General features: G+C 49.8%; 16 protein-coding genes. 3 read left to right on the forward strand and 13 right to left on the reverse strand.

The genetic code is table 11. The features are described from left to right. The first annotated feature begins 97 nt into the window (after window positions 1-97). Entirely contained in the window at window positions 98-523 is a 426-nt protein-coding gene (locus tag AT687_RS07345; protein WP_003851957.1) for a DUF2631 domain-containing protein, read from the forward strand. Between the two features lie 74 nt (window positions 524-597). Here the strand turns inward: AT687_RS07345 and rlmN are convergent, their stop codons facing one another. After that, on the reverse strand, window positions 598-1,704 hold the full coding sequence (gene rlmN, locus AT687_RS07350; protein WP_014319160.1) for a dual-specificity RNA methyltransferase RlmN: 1,107 nt from the start codon (window positions 1,702-1,704) through the stop codon (window positions 598-600). 160 nt (window positions 1,705-1,864) lie between these two features. Here rlmN and AT687_RS07355 point away from each other — a divergent pair, with 160 nt between their 5' ends. Then, window positions 1,865-2,257, forward strand: coding sequence for a LapA family protein (locus AT687_RS07355; RefSeq protein ID WP_014303564.1), 393 nt, complete (start codon window positions 1,865-1,867; stop codon window positions 2,255-2,257). A 62-nt stretch (window positions 2,258-2,319) separates the two neighbouring features. Here the strand turns inward: AT687_RS07355 and AT687_RS07360 are convergent, their stop codons facing one another. The 5 genes from AT687_RS07360 to rpsB all read right to left on the reverse strand — a co-directional run bounded on the left by AT687_RS07360 (window position 2,320) and on the right by rpsB (window position 6,812). Beyond that, window positions 2,320-3,198 (reverse strand): phosphatidate cytidylyltransferase, encoded by an 879-nt coding sequence (locus AT687_RS07360; RefSeq protein WP_014303565.1) that lies wholly within the window; start codon window positions 3,196-3,198, stop codon window positions 2,320-2,322. 123 nt (window positions 3,199-3,321) lie between these two features. Then, the gene (frr, locus tag AT687_RS07365; RefSeq protein WP_010935112.1) at window positions 3,322-3,879 is read right to left on the reverse strand and encodes a ribosome recycling factor; all 558 of its coding nucleotides are present in this window, start codon (window positions 3,877-3,879) and stop codon (window positions 3,322-3,324) included. Window positions 3,880-3,950: 71 nt separating this feature from the next. Continuing rightward, window positions 3,951-4,682: a UMP kinase gene (gene pyrH, locus AT687_RS07370; protein ID WP_014308456.1), complete on the reverse strand. Its 732-nt coding sequence runs from the start codon at window positions 4,680-4,682 to the stop codon at window positions 3,951-3,953. Between the two features lie 221 nt (window positions 4,683-4,903). Then, window positions 4,904-5,731 (reverse strand): translation elongation factor Ts, encoded by an 828-nt coding sequence (gene tsf, locus AT687_RS07375; protein ID WP_014303566.1) that lies wholly within the window; start codon window positions 5,729-5,731, stop codon window positions 4,904-4,906. A gap of 280 nt (window positions 5,732-6,011) precedes the next feature. Continuing rightward, the gene (rpsB, locus tag AT687_RS07380) at window positions 6,012-6,812 is read right to left on the reverse strand and encodes a 30S ribosomal protein S2 (RefSeq protein ID WP_003851973.1); all 801 of its coding nucleotides are present in this window, start codon (window positions 6,810-6,812) and stop codon (window positions 6,012-6,014) included. 378 nt (window positions 6,813-7,190) lie between these two features. Between rpsB and AT687_RS07385 the strand changes: the two genes are divergently transcribed. Further along, window positions 7,191-7,712 (forward strand): M23 family metallopeptidase, encoded by a 522-nt coding sequence (locus AT687_RS07385; protein WP_014310541.1) that lies wholly within the window; start codon window positions 7,191-7,193, stop codon window positions 7,710-7,712. 14 nt (window positions 7,713-7,726) lie between these two features. On the opposite strand, the gene AT687_RS07390 is transcribed toward AT687_RS07385, so the two are convergent. The 7 genes from AT687_RS07390 to lepB all read right to left on the reverse strand — a co-directional run bounded on the left by AT687_RS07390 (window position 7,727) and on the right by lepB (window position 13,984). Beyond that, window positions 7,727-8,635 carry a tyrosine recombinase XerC gene (locus tag AT687_RS07390; protein WP_014310542.1) on the reverse strand — a complete coding sequence of 303 codons (909 nt, stop codon included), beginning with the start codon at window positions 8,633-8,635 and terminating at the stop codon, window positions 7,727-7,729. A gap of 266 nt (window positions 8,636-8,901) precedes the next feature. Then, window positions 8,902-10,053, reverse strand: a complete 1,152-nt coding sequence (gene dprA / locus AT687_RS07395; RefSeq protein WP_014310543.1) for a DNA-processing protein DprA — start codon at window positions 10,051-10,053, stop codon at window positions 8,902-8,904. Next, window positions 10,050-11,600, reverse strand: a complete 1,551-nt coding sequence (locus AT687_RS07400; RefSeq protein WP_014319161.1) for a YifB family Mg chelatase-like AAA ATPase — start codon at window positions 11,598-11,600, stop codon at window positions 10,050-10,052. Before AT687_RS07400 ends, dprA begins: the two co-directional genes overlap by 4 nt. Further along, on the reverse strand, window positions 11,587-12,114 hold the full coding sequence (locus tag AT687_RS07405; protein WP_014319162.1) for a YraN family protein: 528 nt from the start codon (window positions 12,112-12,114) through the stop codon (window positions 11,587-11,589). Before AT687_RS07405 ends, AT687_RS07400 begins: the two co-directional genes overlap by 14 nt. 71 nt (window positions 12,115-12,185) lie before the next feature. Beyond that, entirely contained in the window at window positions 12,186-12,491 is a 306-nt protein-coding gene (locus AT687_RS07410; protein ID WP_003851985.1) for a DUF2469 domain-containing protein, read from the reverse strand. A gap of 12 nt (window positions 12,492-12,503) precedes the next feature. Beyond that, on the reverse strand, window positions 12,504-13,193 hold the full coding sequence (locus AT687_RS07415; protein WP_003851987.1) for a ribonuclease HII: 690 nt from the start codon (window positions 13,191-13,193) through the stop codon (window positions 12,504-12,506). Beyond that, entirely contained in the window at window positions 13,190-13,984 is a 795-nt protein-coding gene (lepB, locus tag AT687_RS07420; RefSeq protein WP_014303573.1) for a signal peptidase I, read from the reverse strand. The genes AT687_RS07415 and lepB overlap by 4 nt, the downstream gene beginning before the upstream one ends. Window positions 13,985-14,040 lie beyond the last annotated feature (56 nt).

The following is a 14,040-nucleotide window of genomic DNA, read 5'->3' on the forward strand; positions in this document are numbered from 1 at the left end:
TGACGTGCATTTACTTTTCCTCACACACCATTGCTTGCGAAATAACTCACTGCAACCAGAGTGTGCGATCGGCAAAGTTATAGATAAGGAGAACAACGTGGCTGGTTCCCACGAAATCGCCCCCGAGATCCACAACGGCGTATCCACTCTGGACGAACCTTCAGCAGCATGGGGTTGGCACAGCATTGGCACCCGTGCAATCCAGCTTTCCGGATGGGGATCAGTAGTATTCCTTCTCGCCTACAACTTTGGTAACCACAAGGGCCACGTTGAGACAATCTTCCTCTTCGTTTTCGCCGCAGTGATCGCCTTGGGTTTGATCCTTCAGATCGTAAAGCCACAGGGTAAGCAGGTACGTACTTTGACTGCACACAACCAGCCAGTAGGTTTCAAAGAAAAAGACTGGAACTACCTCCAGGCGACCTGCACTGGCCCATACGCAGAGCTTAGCGACTCAGAGCTTCGCGCTTTGAACATCGAGCCAGAGCGTGTTCGTCACCTCCGCACTCTCCCAGAGGCTTAAATCAAATTACTAAAAGCTTCCGCATCTATTCCACAGATGCGGAAGCTTTTTGCGCCCCTACATTTTCCGAAGAGCTAACGCTCTTCTGCAGCAAGCTGACCACACGCAGCCGCAATTTCCTGCCCTCGAGTATCACGCACAGTACACGTCACTCCTTGCGCAATAACACGTCGGACGAATTCCTTTTGACGATCAATGGGCGATGCGTCCCACTTCGACCCAGGTGTAGGATTAAGCGGAATAAGATTCACGTGTACCAATGGCCCAAGAGCTTTATGCAATTTCTTACCCAACATATCCGCACGCCATCCCTGATCGTTGACGTCGCGAATCAGTGCATATTCAATCGAGACGCGTCGCCCAGATCGATCAGCATAATAACGAGCCGCATCTAGAACCTCAGCAACCTCCCAGCGATTGTTCGTGGGAACCAAGGTGTTACGCAATTCATCGTCTGGTGTATGCAGCGATACTGCCAAAGTGACCGAAAGATCCTCATCCGCAAGCGTTCGAATAGCAGGAGCCAGACCCACGGTGGATACCGTGACATTTCGTTGGGAAATACCAAATCCTTCCGGTACTGGTGCTGTAATTTGCCGAACTGCTGAGACGACGCGCTTGTAGTTAGCGAGAGGCTCCCCCATCCCCATAAAGACAATGTTAGACAATCGCCCGCCCTCAGCCTGCATCGTCGCTGACGCAGCACGAACCTGATCGACGATTTCGCCAGTAGACAAGTTACGATCGAGTCCCCCTTGGCCCGTGGCACAAAACGGACAAGCCATACCGCAACCAGCTTGGGAAGAAATACACAACGTTGCGCGGTGAGGATAACGCATCAGCACTGACTCTAAGAGAGTCCCATCATGGAGTTTCCACAAAGTTTTTTGGGTTTCGCCATCATCTGCTTGAACAGCACGCACCGGTTGCATCAACTGCGGAAAAAGCGCATCTTTTACTTTTTCTCTTGCTGCCGCAGGCAAATCAGTCATAGTACTAGGATCTGCTTCAAGGCGACCATAATAATGCCGAGCAATCTGATTAGCACGGAATTTTGGCAAACCCAGCTCTTTGAGAGCGTCGATACGCTCGTCAGCAGAAAGATCAGCAAAGTGCTTCGGGGGCATGGACCGCCGAGGCTTATCAAAATTTAGCGGAATGGGCTTCGTTGGATTCGTCATATTGCTACCATCATGACACGTTACGCGCGATAATTGTGAACTGACCACTTAGTTTTGGAGTTTTCCCTTTTATAAAACGCCATGAAACACAATGCTTGCATACCTATGTGCTCAGATCGTTATCAATTTGAGCTTGGAATAAGCTCCATCTTCGCGTTCAATGGTGAGTATGCCTGATACCACGAACAATTATGAAAGCCGTTCAGAGGTTTTCGACACCCCTCACGATCATCTGCCTGATGTGACTCAATCTGAGTACTCAGTACCGGCTGAAATCCCTCAGACTACTAAGCCTGAAGTAAAAAGCTCATTCGCAGGCGGTACGTGGTTCGCACTAATCGTAGGCGCATTGCTACTTATCGTGTTGTTGATTTTCATTCTGCAAAACCAACAAGCCGTAGAATTGAACTTCTTTACCCTTCAATTCACTGTACCGGCAGGAGTGGGCTTTCTCCTCGCTGCGATCTTTGGAGCACTCATCATGGCAATGGTAGGTGTGGTACGAATGTTCCAGCTACGTCGACAAATTAAAAACTTACAGCGTTCGATTTAACCAACTTAGATAAAAGCGGAACCGGCCTCCTACAGATTAGGGGCCGGTTCCGCTTTTATTTTCTATACTGAAGAAATCACACTCAAGACTAACCATGTCACCATAGCCGATGGCAACATACCGTCAAGCCGATCCATCAGGCCACCATGGCCGGGCAAAATCGCAGACATGTCTTTGATCCCGAGCTCCCTCTTAAACTGGGATTCGACAAGATCGCCCAGTGTCGCGCAGATCACGAGTCCAAATCCGAGAACTAATCCCCACCACCATTGATGCCCTAATAAATAGGACACAGTGAGTGCTCCAACGGTCATGCCAAAGACTACAGAACCGATAAAGCCCTCCCACGATTTCTTTGGGCTTACCGCAGGTGCCATGGGGTGCGATCCGAACATCACGCCTGCAATATAACCGCCTACGTCAGAGGCGATAACGCACAACATGAATGTGACGATGAAGTACTTTCCGGGTGCTGTTTCTGTTTCAAACAGCGAAAGCATTGCCGCAAAACTACCAAAAAGTGGGATCCACGTTAAAACAAAAATTGCGACGGCAGTATCTCGCAGATAGTTTTTCGGTGGCATAGAACGACCATGATGGAAAAGCCGACCAAACATCGTAGCGAGTACAACGCCGACGAAACCAGCGACTAATCCCTTCGGACCGAATGGCCAACTAAGCCACAACATGACTTGTCCGCCAATAAGCATGACCCATCGTTGCAGAAGATAACCGGCTTCTATTAAACGGCGCTCTACCTCCCAAGTTGCCACTGCGATTGCGATAGCCACTAATGGATACCAACCAAAGGGGATAACAAAGATAGCGAGCAATACGAGGGCGCCCAAGCCGATTCCAACGCTGATCGCGGCTTTCAGGTTTCGACCAGCCGAATTCTTCGGTTTAGGCAAGTGCTCAAAAGCCGTTGATGAATGAGGCATCGGTCGGCGCTCTCCTTGGTGTTAAGATGCGGGAAAAGGGGCAGATCCTGCCTGTGCAGCGTCTGCCCCAAAACCCAACGGATGAAGTGTGTTTCGTTGTTGCTTAGCTGAAACGAGGAGGACTTAAACCTCCATCAGTTCTGCTTCCTTCTTAGCAACAACCTCATCAACCTGAGCTACATACTTAGCGGTAACTTTATCAAGCTCCTTTTCAGCAGCCTGAACTTCATCCTCGCCAGCATCGCCATCTTTTTGAATCTTCTTGAGCTGATCCATGCCTTTGCGACGAACATTGCGGATGGCGATCTTACCGTCTTCGCCCTTAGACTTTGCGAGTTTAGCCATGTCACGACGACGCTCTTCTGTCAGCTGCGGGATGGTAACACGGAGAACTTGGCCATCATTAGTTGGGTTAACTCCCAAATCCGAATTACGGATCGCGTTCTCAATTTCGTTCATCATCGACATCTCGTAAGGCTTAATCAGCAGCATACGAGCCTCTGGGACAGAAATGGTGGCCATCTGTGTAATTGGAGTTGGTACCCCGTAGTAATCGGCAATTACTCCATTAAACATTGCAGGGTTTGCACGACCGGTACGGATATTGACCAGCTCGTCACGGGTACGTTCCACCGAAGTGTTCATGTGCTCTTCAGCTTCAAACAGGATCTCATCGATCATTATGTTGTCCTTTGCAGTTTTTAGGTAAGTCAAGGAACACTCAACAGCAGCGTTCGATCACACTTAATCTATCAGGATTGAACCAAAGTACCGATTTGGTCACCCGCGACAGCACGAGCGATATTACCTTCTGTGAGAAGGTTGAACACCAAAATTGGCATTTTGTTGTCCATGCACAGGCTAAATGCTGTTGCATCCGCGACTTTTAGACCCTTTTCGATTACTTCACGAGGGGTAATCTGGTGGAACAACTGTGCATCTGGGTTAGTACGAGGATCGTCATCGTAAACTCCATCAACGGCTTTAGCCATAAGAAGAACTTCACAATCAATTTCTAGAGCACGCTGTGCTGCAGTCGTATCGGTGGAGAAATAAGGCATACCCATACCTGCACCAAAGATAACTACGCGACCCTTTTCTAGGTGTCGCTTTGCACGAAGAGGCAAATATGGCTCAGCAACCTGGGCCATATTGATGGCGGTTTGTACACGACAATCAATGCCCTCTTGTTCAAGGAAGTCCTGCAGAGCCAAGCAGTTCATAACAGTGCCCAGCATACCCATGTAGTCTGAGCGGTTACGATCCAAACCACGCTGTTGCAGCTGCGCACCTCGGAAGAAATTACCGCCTCCGATAACTACAGCGATCTCCGCTCCGGTACGAGCAACACTGGCGATCTGTCGTGCAACATTTTGGACGACATCAGGGTCAATTCCCACTGCCCCACCGCCAAACATTTCACCGCCGAGTTTGAGCATTACTCGCTTGTAGCCAGTACGTTCGTTTTGGACACCTTCAGTCATGGTGTGTCGCCTCTCCGACCTTTCGGCCATAGTGTTGCTCGCAGTAACGGTATTTTTAGTCCAACTAGAAAACCGCATAAATCGGATAATAGTCTACCGTTAATCTGCCACCTTTGTCTTATTCACACCCCGAGCAACTAACAAGGAACGCCAAATAACCCAATAATGCCCGTGCACGAATGCACGGGCATTATTACTAGCTAAAAGCTACAACACTGTAATTAGTGCTGGCCAACCTCATAGCGAGCGAAACCGGTCAAGGTAACACCAGCTTCATCCATGACCTGCTTAACAGTCTTCTTGCTATCTGCAACGGAAGCCTGCTCAACCAAGCACACATCCTTGTAGAAGCCGTTCAGACGGCCCTCAACGATCTTCGGAATTGCCTTTTCTGGCTTGCCCTCTTCACGGGTGATCTGCTCAGCGATGGAGCGCTCCTTCTCGATGACCTCAGCAGGAACATCCTCGCGGGTCAGGTACTGAGCCTTGAGAGCAGCAACCTGCATTGCAGCGGCGTGAGCGGCAGCCTGAGCTGCATCGCCTTCACCGGTGTAGGCAACCAAAACGCCCACTGCTGGAGGCAGGTCAGCAGAACGCTGGTGGAGGTAAACGGAGAGCTTCTCGCCTTCCAAGGTGATAGCACGACGCAGCTCGAGCTTCTCACCGATCTTTGCGGACAATTCCTGAATTGCATCAGCAGCGGTCTTGCCATCAAGATCAGCAGCAGCGAGTTCCTCAGGAGTGTTTGCCTTAACAGCTGCAGCTGCGTCAGCAACCTTCTGAGCAAATTCCTTGAACTCTGCGTTCTTTGCAACGAAGTCCGTCTCGGAGTTGATCTCAACCATGGTGTTGCCAGAAACAGCAATCAGGCCCTCGGTTGCGTTGCGCTCAGCGCGCTTTCCGACGTCCTTTGCACCCTTGATACGAAGAACCTCAACGGCCTTGTCGAAGTCACCGTTGGTCTCTTCCAGAGCCTTCTTGCAGTCGAGCATGCCGGAGCCGGTGATTTCACGCAGCTTCTTAACGTCAGCAGCAGTGTAGTTCGCCATGTTGTGGGCGACCCTCCTTGTATTGGAAAAATGTAAAAAGTTTTCTCGTAGACGAGCGTAGCTAACACGTGCCAATAATGCAGCTCTTTATTGAGTATGCGAGCGTACATAACGACATACCGTGTACTTGTACTCGAAAAATTCAGTCACCATATTCGAGCATAAAGCGACTAAAAGCTTTTACACGAGGCAAAAGCCCTCAAACCCGTACGCCCTGTAAGCCACATGAAGTTGTATAGCCTGCAAGTGTTCTATGGATTTGAGGGCTTGTAAAAAGCTATTACTTAGCCTCAGCTTCAGCTGCAACCTCTTCGGTTGCCTCAACCTTAGCCGCTACCTCGGTCTTGTTGGCATCGCCAGCTGCTTCTTTAGCAGCGGCAAGTGCACGCTCTTCGCGAGCCTTCTTGCCCTCGATAACTGCGTGAGAGATAACCTTGGTCAGAACGTCGATGGAGCGGATTGCGTCATCGTTGCCTGGAACTGGGAAGTTAACAACATCTGGATCACAGTTGGTGTCAAGAATTGCCACAACTGGGATGTTCAGCTTGTGAGCCTCGGAAACAGCGATGTGCTCCTTGTTGGTGTCTACAACCCACATAGCAGAAGGCGTCTTGGTCATGTCTGCAATACCGCCGAGGACGCGCTCCAACTTGGTGCGCTCACGGGTCAGCATGAGAACTTCCTTCTTGGTGCGACCCTCGTAACCGTTTTCTGCAGCATCCATAGCCTGGAGCTCCTTCATACGGTGAAGTCGCTTAGAAACGGTCTGGAAGTTGGTGAGCATACCGCCAAGCCAACGGTGGTTGACGTAAGGCATACCAACGCGCTCAGCCTCGTTCTTGACGGACTCCTGAGCCTGCTTCTTGGTACCGACGTACAAGATGGTGCCACCGTGTGCAACCGTCTCCTTGACGAACTCGTATGCCTCGTCAATGTAGGTCAGGGTCTGCTGAAGGTCGATGATGTAGATGCCGTTACGGTCGGTGAAGATGAAACGACGCATCTTTGGGTTCCAGCGACGGGTCTGGTGTCCGAAGTGAACACCAGCGTCGAGAAGCTCGCGCATGGTTACAACTGCCATGAGTTGCCCTCTTTCTCAAGTTAAGTTTCGGTTATATATATGCAGGTTTTCCCTGCTTCCTGGCTGCCCTCGCACATATCCAGCACTCTGAAGCTTTTTAAGGCAAAAGCCCAGAGACCATTGCTTTCAACGTTGTGTACTTAAAGCACTTCGGGACCGCGCGTAGTCAGCACACCGCATTGGGCGCACTGCTAAAGCAGAAGCATATACTTTTCCGTGCAGTTTTCCAAACTGAATTCTCAATCTATCCACATCTACCGGCAGTCACCGCTTCATTTAGTTCACACGAGTTTCTTTTACTCCACCAGCACCTGCGGTACCCCTTAACTGTGAATAAGTACTGAACTCAAGTTATCCACATCAGGTATGACCACAGATATGAAGAAAATACTTACAGTCATATCAAGTTTCCTTTTAGCACTTTTCATCGCCCAACCCGCTAGCACAACCCCTACCAACCCGCTGACCTCTACTTATATCAATCCCGCCACAGGAGATCCTTCAATAGCCCGCGTGATTCGTCCTTTTGATAAGCCTCAACACAACTGGCTCAAAGGACATCGAGGAGTCGATCTCGATATTCCCGTTAACGGTGCAGTACGGGCCGCTAACTCTGGGATCATCGCTTTTGCCGGCAAGGTAGCCGGTAAGCCTGTCATTTCGATCGATCATCCCGATGGTTTAAGAACCACTTACCAACCGGTAACTACAGCCCTCAACACTGGAGATTTAGTAGAGCGCGGAGAAATCATCGGCGTTCTAGCTCCAAGTGTCGACGGATTCCCCGGTCTTCACTGGGGCGTACTTCGGGGAAAGGACAACTACCTCAATCCCCTCAGTCTTCTCGAACCATTGCACATTCGGCTAAAACCACCTCAGATGAGGGTTCGGTCAAAATAACTCTTTGCCAAGCACTACAAGTTTTTTTGCGCACGGGGATGTGCGTTTTTATACGCTTCCTTAAGCCGTTGAGTACTTACATGTGTATATATCTGAGTGGTATTCAAAGAGGAGTGTCCCAGCATTTCTTGCACAACCCTGAGATCTGCTCCGTTATCGAGTAGGTGCGTTGCTGCTGTATGCCGCAGTGCGTGCGGAGCTAAGCCATCTATTCCGTGTTCTTGACCAGAGGTTTCCACAATTCGCCTTACTTGGCGTGGATCGATCCTTTTACCCCGCACCCCTACAAATAACGCATCTACTCCGCTTGTACATCCGGCAGAAATCAACATTTCGCTTCGCACCCCATTTAGCCAATGGGAAAGTGCCGCTGTAGCTTGGTCTCCGAATGGAACAACACGTTGTTTATTTCCTTTACCAGTTACTCGAGCAGTTTGACGTTTGAGATCGACATCACCAGTATTCAATCCGCAAAGCTCAGACACACGAATTCCCGACGCATACAACAACTCACAAATAGCACGATCACGAACAAAAGTATCTTCAGTCGTCGAAGCCGGCTTTTCGACGATATTCGTCATGGTGCGCTCGCTTACTACCGTAGGCAATGTGCGTTGCACCTTCGGCGCTACCAACCGTGCAGCCACATCTATATCGTTGTAGCCGTTTCGCAGCAACCATCCACTAAACGCTTTTATCGACGCAGTACGACGTGCGATAGTTGCACGAGATTTACCGTCGGCGACCGCTTGAGCCAACCACTCTCGCACATTGTCCAACGTAAATTGATCTAATGTGGCAAATCGATTTACAAAACCAAAGAGGTCACTTTTATAAGAACGGACAGTGGCCGGCGATCGCCCTAAGCCCAAATCCAGATACTCACAGAAATCGTCGACAAGTTCGGTTAGTTGGGCTGGCACGTTTCCCTCTCAGCTAAATACACAGTAGAGGTGAAAAGCCTGTGACAACTTTTCACCTCTACTACTGACTCACCCATAGTGCATAACCCTAGTTCCGAAGCGATAAGAACCAAAGTGGACATGATTGCCCACCTATGGAACCAGCCACTCGCCTCGACCCATCTCATTGAGGAACCAGCCCGAACCTCAAAAAGCTTTACTTAGGCTTGCCTTTGTTACATTAAGGCATGATTGTTCATCACGCAAGAGGCTACCGATAAAAAGTTTTAACATCTATGCCAGTGGGCCCCCTCCCGCATAACGAGTTGTTTCTTTTCTAGATCACGCAGAATATGAACGCAAAGCCCAATCGGAATACCAGCAGCCGCCGCAACCATGTCAGTGGCGTGAGGATTTGAATCCAACGAATCAAAAACTCTCATTTCATTTCTACTTAGGCTTTGAATCGGATCGGCTGCAAACTGCAATTCATATTGCCCATTGGGGTCAAACTCGCCCAAGGTTCCTACCAAAGCAAGAATTTCCTCAGCGCTACACACCAATTCGGCCTCTTTATTTCTAATGCGTTCATGGCAACCTAATGAACCAGTGTTCGTTACTGGGCCAGGCACGGCCATTGCTACTCTTCCTAAAGCACTTGCCCAGCTAAGCGTGTTAAGTGCACCGGAACGCCATGCAGCTTCAACTACTACGGTTCCTTGAGATAATGCAGCTACTAACCGATTGCGGGTCAAAAAACGGTGGCGGTGTGGTGTTAATCCCGGCGCGTATTCGCTGACTAAGCATCCGGTTTCAGCGATCGAGCGTAGCAGTTTTGCGTTTTTACGCGGATAAGGTGCATCAAGTCCACGTGCGCATACTGCTACTGTGGGTTTTTGTCGTTGCAGAGCTTCGGTGTGGGCTACGGTGTCTACTCCTAGAGCTCCTCCTGAGACTATCGTCCAATGATGATCGGCGATTCCCGCTGCCAACATTGAAGTCGCGCTCTTGCCATAGTGGCTCATAGCACGGGTACCTACGATGGCCACGCTGCGATCAACAGTCGTCGATAGCGGTGCACCACGAACCCAGAGGGCGTGAGGGGCAACTGCATCGGATTGATATGAGCGCACTAGAGAGCTGGTACCAGAGGCGGCAAAACCAAATGCAGTCTCGAATTTTTCCCGTGGCCATTCGTCATCATCAGGAGTGACAAGCCTGCCACCGAGATTCTTGATTGTAGTTAGATCCTCTTGTTCCAATGAGACTGAATAGCGCGAAGCCGTTTCAGACAAGATAGGCCCAAGCCACGCTTCTCTCTTTTTGATCCCCCATGCGATTTTTTCTACATCAGATTCTGTCTCTAAAAGTTTCTGGAGTGATCTGCTAGGTCCTTCAAAAACTCGAGACAAATATGCCCAAGCTTCTAGCCTGCTCATGCGGCATTCTCCCTAATACAATCATCGCGTAGCTCAAGTGCATACGCTGTGTGGCCTAAGTCAGGACGTGTTTTTCCTTCCAAATCACACAATGTCCATGCAACTTTCAGTGCGCGGTCAACTCCGCGTTGGCTCAATTCACCGTCGCCAAGATAGGAGCTAAGAAGTGCCATCGATGCCTCATCTGCGGGGAAATGCCGTCGAAGAAGGTACGGATCCATCGCTGCATTGGTTGTTACAGTAAAGCCCGCAGTGCGCCAACGATGTTCACTACGCTCACGAGCACTTTGAACTCGCTCTGCAATCGATTTACTGGACTCTTGGTTTGTATCTGAGATCACGGCACCTTGAGCATGTGTACGTACAAAAATGTCAAGTCGATCGCGCAGTGGCCCCGAAATATTGTTCAAATACCGTGCTCGTGTAGTTGCGCTACATCGGCACTCTGAAGGTAACTCTGCTGCACAGCGACACGGGTTTGTTGCCATAACTAGTTGAAAACGTGCAGGAAAGGTGACTTCGCGACGATGCCGCATGAGTTTAATTTCGCCGCATTCCAATGGCATTCGTAAGCAATCAAGAATATTTGCTGGTATCTCGCTTACTTCATCAAGAAACAAAACACCAGTATGTGCCAGGCTGGCAGCTCCGGGTTGGAGGTTTCCGGATCCTCCGCCTAATAACGCTGCTTTAGTAATGGAATGATGCGGCGCTACAAACGGTGGGTGCGTCATGGGCCCGTTGAAGGCTTGTCCCATGACCGAGTGGATCGCTGTCGCTTCTATCATTTCTGTATGCGTGAGAGCAGGTAGAAGGCCAGCCATGCGTTGAGCAATCATGGATTTTCCGGAACCTGGTGGGCCAATCATGACAATGTTGTGGCCACCAGCAACTGCGATTTCTGCTGCTTTCTTTGCATCACTTTGTCCCACAACATCTTGCATATCGCCCACTTTGTGCGGCTGCTTTTTCGTCGCATGCTCATCAAGTATGACGTCATGAGCAGCGATCAAGTCATCGTTACCCTTGAGCCATTCGGTTGCCTCGCTAATCGAGCGTGCGACAAGAACATTCATTGCGGAATCATCGATTACCGCCATAGCTTCGGCAGCGTTTCCCCACGGAATGACCACATTTCTTATTTCCGCGCCCCGTGCAGCCAACAATGCTGGAACTAATCCAGATATCGGTTTAATCACACCGTCTAGGCCGATTTCACCTAAAAACAAAGTGTTTTCGATATCGCGGCAATCGGGGTTATGCATCCCAGCGGCAGCCATGATGGCCATGCATATTCCGAGGTCGAATTGCGCCCCATTTTTTCGCAACGACGCTGGGGAAAGGTTGACTATTACTTTGGTTTTCGGCCACGGTAGCTCTGAGTTATTCACAGCAGTTTTAATCCGTTGACGTGCTTCTGCAACCGCAGCGTCGGCAAGTCCCACGATATAGGTGCCGGGTAAACCAGCTCCGATATTGGCTTCAACGTCGACGATAACGCCTGTGACCCCCGAGATTGCCGCTGATCGAGTTTTAGCAAGCCCCATGTTCCACCCCTTGGTAACGCGTCATATCTAGCTCACCATATTCATCGACGTGAACGGCAACGACGTCGAAACGGATATCTGCGAATGGTTTCCCTTGAAGCCATTTCGAAGCAGCTCTATGGATTTTCCGCATTTTGGTTGGTGTGACTGCCTCAGCAGCATCCATGAGAGAAGATGAACGAGTTTTTACCTCAATGAACACTACTTCCCCTTGAGGACTAGTAGCGATAATGTCGATCTCCCCCACCGAAAATGACACGTTGCGTGCCGTTATGTCATAGCCTTCGTTGGCATATTGTTGTGCGACGAAATCTTCACCGAGAACGGCTAAGTAGTGATTATGCGTAGCTGTCATCGTTGCCCCCTTTGTGTAGTGCGAGTTTTTCCTCTTCAGGTTGACGCCAAGTATGATTCCTTGGCAATTGCGATGAAACGAATACCTGCATTTCTGTGGATAACTGTCTGTCAAGGGATCACTTTGGGAGTTATCCACAGATGCGCATGCTGGATCCATATGCGAAAGCGCGCTTCATGGTAAGGGGGCTACCGTGAAGCGCGCTTCTAAGTTAATACGAAAGTTTTGTCTTATTCTGGGATTACGAGATCAGGCTTATCAAGTTCTTCGATGTTGACGTCTTTATAGGTTATGACACGGACATAGCGAACAAATCGCGCTGATCGGTACATGTCCCAGACCCATGCATCTGACATCCGAACTTCGTAGTACACATCCCCGCCTTGGGTATGCGGGATGAGTTCTACTGCATTGGCAAGGTAAAAGCGCCGCTCGGTTTCTACCACGTACGAAAATTGGCTAACCACATCTCGGTATTCGCGGTACAAGGACAGTTCAACTTCCGCCTCATAATTATCGAGCTCTTCAGCGCTCATCGCTTACCTCCCTTATTGTGTCTTTTCTTGCAGCCATTGATCGTGTGCTGCCTTCACATTGGAATAACTATATCGATGCTCAGGAGTTGCGCCGTGATGGCGCACCGCATCCATGTGACTCTTCGTCCCATAACCTTTATGATCTTCCAAACCATATTCGGGATATTTCTCACCAAGATCATCCATGATGAGATCTCTCGAATGCTTTGCCAGAACACTTGCCGCAGCAATGCACCGCGCCGCTGCGTCACCTCCAATAATCGGAAGCGAGGGGCACCGTAGCCCCGGCACTTTCATGGCATCCGTTAAAACATATCCAGGAGCCACATCAAGTTTTTCGATAGCTCGTCGCATGCCGAAAATGTTGGCATGCTGTATGCCTTCTCGATCAATTTCCGCGGCACTGATATGAATGATCGACCACGCCAGTGCGTATTTTTTTATCAGCGGATATAGTTCCGCACGTTTTGCTGCACTCAGTTTTTTCGAGTCTGTGAGCGCCTGAAGCTGAGCGATGGGACGCTGCGGCATAATACAAGCCGCAATCGTGATAGGTCCGCAGCATGAACCACGTCCAGCTTCGTCGACACCTGCTACCGGCCCAAGACCATGTTTATCCAAAGTAACTTCGAAGGTTCGAAGATGCTTCAGCGTCCGGATTTTGGGAGCTGGCAACGCACAGTAGTGTTCTTGAGTGATCACTGCTGGATATCGTAATCCTCGACTGCACCAATACGGTTAAATGGGAAAATCTTGAACTGAACTTTCCCCTTGAGGTTTTCTTTAGGGATGGTGCCTTGATACTGATCACCAATGTGGTAACGAGAATCCGCGGAGTTTGTCCGGTTATCGCCCATCATGAAGTAATTTCCTTCAGGTACCTTGATAGGTCCGAAGTAAAAGCCGCCGCACGCCTCTGATCCTGTGGTCTGGTCGACCGGATACGCTGGTGGCATCAGAGTATATGACGAGTCGATGACTTTACCGTCTACTTTGACACCTTCATCGCCTTCAAGGCACTGCACCGTTTGACCCCCTGTTGCTACGATGCGTTTTACAAGGTCGTTTTCATCTGGTGCTACTAATCCGACGAAAGCACCCGCATTTTGTACTCCACGAACCAGAGGATTTTCTGACCGTGAAGTGGTAAATCCGGTATTCCATGATTCTGTACCTGCAAAAACTACAACGTCGCCGGCTTCTGGTTCACCAAAACGATAAGCCAGCTTATCTACATAAATTCGGTCTCCGGTACACCCTGCACATCCATGAAGTGTCGGCTCCATTGACTGACTTGGGATCATATAGACTCGTCCGACGAATGTTTGAAGCAAGGTGATCACGAGAAGGGTCACCACTACGACCAAAGGGATTTCCACAAACCATGGCAGTGGCTTCTTGTCATTGTCGTGCGTTTCGACGCCATCCGTGAGGGACGCAGTCTCGTTATTAGCTGAACTCACCTTGAGAACTCTAGCAGCTGATTCAGCCATCGAATGAAAAAACGCCCAGCCACGCTTCTTGCGTCATGCAGGAAGAGAAAGCTGGG

This window comes from Corynebacterium diphtheriae (assembly GCF_001457455.1).
In the GTDB taxonomy this organism is placed as follows: domain Bacteria; phylum Actinomycetota; class Actinomycetes; order Mycobacteriales; family Mycobacteriaceae; genus Corynebacterium; species Corynebacterium diphtheriae.